A 3,856-nucleotide genomic window follows, 5' to 3' on the forward strand; every position below is an offset into this window, starting at 1 on the left:
AAAGGCACTAGGCTGTTAATCCATGTTCCAAACTGTCTTCCTGAAAGATAAATGGGATAACGATCTTGCATAGGCCCTTTGACTAACGGATACTGCTTAACAAGTAACTGTGCGTTCATTGGCAACACGCGTGGAAAACGCGTATAGAAAGGAGCAGGATTCGTAAACTCCGGTAGCGTAATTTGGTGATAGCCGTATAAACTAATAAATCCTTTAGCTTTTATTCCATCTCTTATAAGTAAGTAGCACAGGTAAGCGCCAGCAGAACGTCCCATTAAAAATAAATTATTAGAAATTTGATATTGCCTACTAATACTTGAAATGGATTGTTTTAGGACTTTTAACATTTCATCAAGTTTAACTTCGGGTGATAATAAATAATCAATCGAGATAAAAACGCAATTATTTTTAATAAATTTTTCGATATATGATTTTGGAAGATCATCTCGTTGGCCAAAGACAAGGCCACCACCATGAAGATAAAGGATAGTGGTGCTATTTGTGCCTGATTATCACTTGATGAGTAAATAGTTGCACATATCGAAGTATTTTTATAATTAAGTGCAGAAATGGTTTGAATTTCCATCATTATTCACCTTCTTTTAACTATTATCATAACGTGATTTTGAAAGGTAACAAAGTTTCCAAAACAACAAATTCAAATATTTTTTTAGCCAAAATAAACAATGATGTCAACAAAGAAAACGCTTACAATTAACCTTGATAAATGACAAGGTCCTGTTGAATGATGCTCTTGAACAATAAATAGCGAAGTAGTGAATCCGCGCGGGTTTTATAAGGACGACGTCGTTTATCTGGCTTATTTAGAAGAGGTGATTAAGCGGTTAATAAGGGGTTTTGAGGTTGAAAACGAATGAATATGAGATAACTGAAAAACAAATTAATAAGTTTCGAGAACGAGGATATAATGACGATTTACTTCCGAAAACGAAAGATCGCCGTAATATGGGAATGGGAAATTTCTTTACGCTGTGGATGGGATCGATTCATAATATTCCTAACTATGCAGCGGTTGGGGGATTCTTATTCTTAGGCTTATCGCCAATAAATGTTATGTTGGCCGTTTTCCTAAGCGCCTTCTTTGTGTCAGCGTTCATGGCATTAAATGGAATTGTTGGTTCCAAATACGGCATCCCATTTGCGATGCATCTTCGTTCCGCCTATGGTAATTGGGGCGCCAAACTACCAGGATTTCTGCGGGGATGTGTGGCTGCGATTGCTTGGTTTGGTCTCCAAACATACACGGGATCACTTGCATTACTCATTATGCTTGGGAAAATATGGCCCGGTTTCCTTCATATTGGTGGAACGACAAAGTTCTTAGGGATTGGTATTCCTGGACTGATTGCATTTACAATATTTTGGATTTTGAATGTACTTGTTGGAATTGGTGGTGGCGGTATTTTAAATAAGTTCACTGCAATTCTAAGCCCACTAATCTACGTTGTGTTTGGTGGAATGGCTATTTGGGCGATTTGGGGTGCCGGTGGATTAGAGCAAATTCTTTCCTACCACATCAATCCAACGACACATGTTAACCCAATTTGGGTTTACTTCATTATTTTTAACTCGGTGATTGCTGTATGGGCAGCACCGGGAACCAGTGTTTCAGATTTTACACAAAATGCAAAGTCAACGCGTGTTCAGGTCATTGGCCAAACATTAGGCTTATCACTCGGATACTTAATCTTTGCCTTTTCAAGTGTTGTAATTTTAATTGGTGGTTCAATTCATTATCATATTCAGGAATGGAATGTCCTAAACATCGTTGAAAGATGGGATAACTTCCCGGCTGTCATTATTTGTATGGCAGTGTTCCTGCTAACAACTATTTCAACGAATGCGACTGGGAATATTATTCCTGCGGGTTATCAATTAACCGCCCTATTTCCGAAAAAGCTCAATTATAAAAGTGGTGTTTTAATTGCAAGTGCAATCAGTTTCTTGATTATGCCATGGAAGCTAATGGAAAACTCAGACAGTATTTTCATCTTCTTGAATGCAATTGGGGCTGTGCTTGGACCGGTGGCTGGGGTAATGATTGCAAATTACTTCTTTATTCATAAACGGCGTGAGGATCTTGACGATTTGTATATGGATTTGAATACAAATAATAAAGAAGTTTTATATCATGGCGTGAACAAGGAAGCGTATGCAGCTACTGTGATTGCACTAGTGCTCTCGCTAAGTGGCCAATTTATTCCTGCAATGGATATTATTTCTGATGTTTCATGGTTTGTTGGGTTTGGTTCTGCATTCTTAATTTATTTAGGATTGAAGAAACTGACTTCTAGAAAAGTTCTTGAAACTGTTAACATTGATGAATAGAGCTTGATGCGAAGCTCTGAAGGAGGAGTAGAACATGAGTCATGAATTAGTCATTAAAAATGGACTCGTCATTCTTGAAGATGGTGAAGTTCATACAAACGTAGCCGTAGATAATGGTAAGATCACCGCGATTGGAAAGGACCTTGATGGTGATAAGGAAATTGACGCCGAAGGATTAGTTGTGAGCCCGGGAATGGTCGATGCCCATGTTCATATTACACCAATGGGCGGTGGATACCGCGACGAATGGGAAGGATATGTAACAGGAACAGCTGCATGTGCTAAAGGCGGCGTAACATCGTTTATGGAAATGCCTTTGAATCAAGTACCCGCAACTGTTGATGGTAAAACAATTGATCAAAAGTATGCCGCCGGAAAAGATCAATTAAAGGTGGATGTTGCTTCGTTCGGCGGATTGGTTCCTTATAATCTTGATGGTGGTATTCAGGAGCTTGATGACAAAGGAGTTTCCGGATATAAGTGCTTCTTGGCAACTTGTGGTGATCGGGCAATTGACGGTGATTTCCAAAACGTTGACGATTATTCATTATATGAAGGCATGCGCCAAATTGCTAAAACGGGTAAGGTTCTTGCAATCCATGCAGAAAATGCTGCCATTACGGATCGTTTAGGCGAAATTGCCAAGGCAGAGGGTAAGAAAACGTTAGCTGACTACGTTGATACGCGTCCTGTCTTCACGGAAGTTGAAGCTATCAGAAAAGCAATCTTTATGGCAAAACAAACCGGATGTCGAATTCACATTTGTCATGTGGCATGTAAAGAAGGCGTTGATGAAGTTATTAAAGCCAGAGCAGAAGGCGTTGATGTAACATGTGAGACTTGTGTTCATTATCTTTACTTTACTAAGGATGAATTGGATGCAATCGGTCCTGTTGTAAAATGTTCTCCTCCGATTCGTGAACAGGCACAGAAGGATGCTTTGTGGGAACGTGTTCAGTCAGGTGCTATTAGTTTTGTAACTTCCGATCATTCTCCATGTACACCTGATTTGAAGGATACAGACAATGCCTTTGATGCATGGGGCGGAATTCCTGGCGTTCAAAATGATGTTGATGTAATGTTTGACGAAGCCGTTCAGAAGCGGGGCATGTCACTTAAAGATTTTGCCAAGGAAATTGCTTCGAATCCAGCGGATCGTTATCATTTGGACCAAAAGGGTCGAATTAGTATTGGCAAAGATGCAGATTTTGTTTTGATTAAGCCAAATGCTTCATATACTTTAGAAGCCGGTGACCTTGAATATCGTAATAAGATCAGCCTTACATTGGTCGAACAATCGGCGCACAGATTGCCCAGACCATTCTTCGTGGAGAAACAATTTATAGCCAAGAAAATGGCGTGATTGAAAGCTTCCCAGGACAATTTATTAAGAGTGTTCATGAAGATTCAAAAGAATCAGTTCATGAGAATTAAATTTAATTTTTATAATGGTTAGAGACTGAGGCATAAGTCGAAAAAAATTATTTGAAATCCCATAAAATCAGTT

The 3,856-nt window shown here is 39.1% G+C and carries 2 protein-coding genes and 1 pseudogene; 2 read left to right on the forward strand and 1 reads right to left on the reverse strand.

Annotated elements, in window-relative coordinates:
• On the reverse strand, positions 1-488 hold a 488-nt coding region (locus JCM14108_RS13500), incomplete at its 3' end, for an alpha/beta hydrolase (RefSeq protein ID WP_152536959.1).
• A 376-nt stretch (positions 489-864) separates the two neighbouring features.
• Between JCM14108_RS13500 and allW the strand changes: the two genes are divergently transcribed.
• Both allW and allB read left to right on the forward strand, forming a co-directional pair.
• Entirely contained in the window at positions 865-2,349 is a 1,485-nt protein-coding gene (gene allW, locus JCM14108_RS13505) for an allantoin permease (RefSeq protein WP_035181471.1), read from the forward strand.
• A gap of 34 nt (positions 2,350-2,383) precedes the next feature.
• A pseudogene (gene allB / locus JCM14108_RS13510) lies at positions 2,384-3,783 on the forward strand (allantoinase AllB).
• Positions 3,784-3,856: the final 73 nt, after the last annotated feature.

Origin of the sequence: Lentilactobacillus farraginis DSM 18382 = JCM 14108 (assembly GCF_000583655.1) — a bacterium.
Classification (GTDB): domain Bacteria; phylum Bacillota; class Bacilli; order Lactobacillales; family Lactobacillaceae; genus Lentilactobacillus; species Lentilactobacillus farraginis.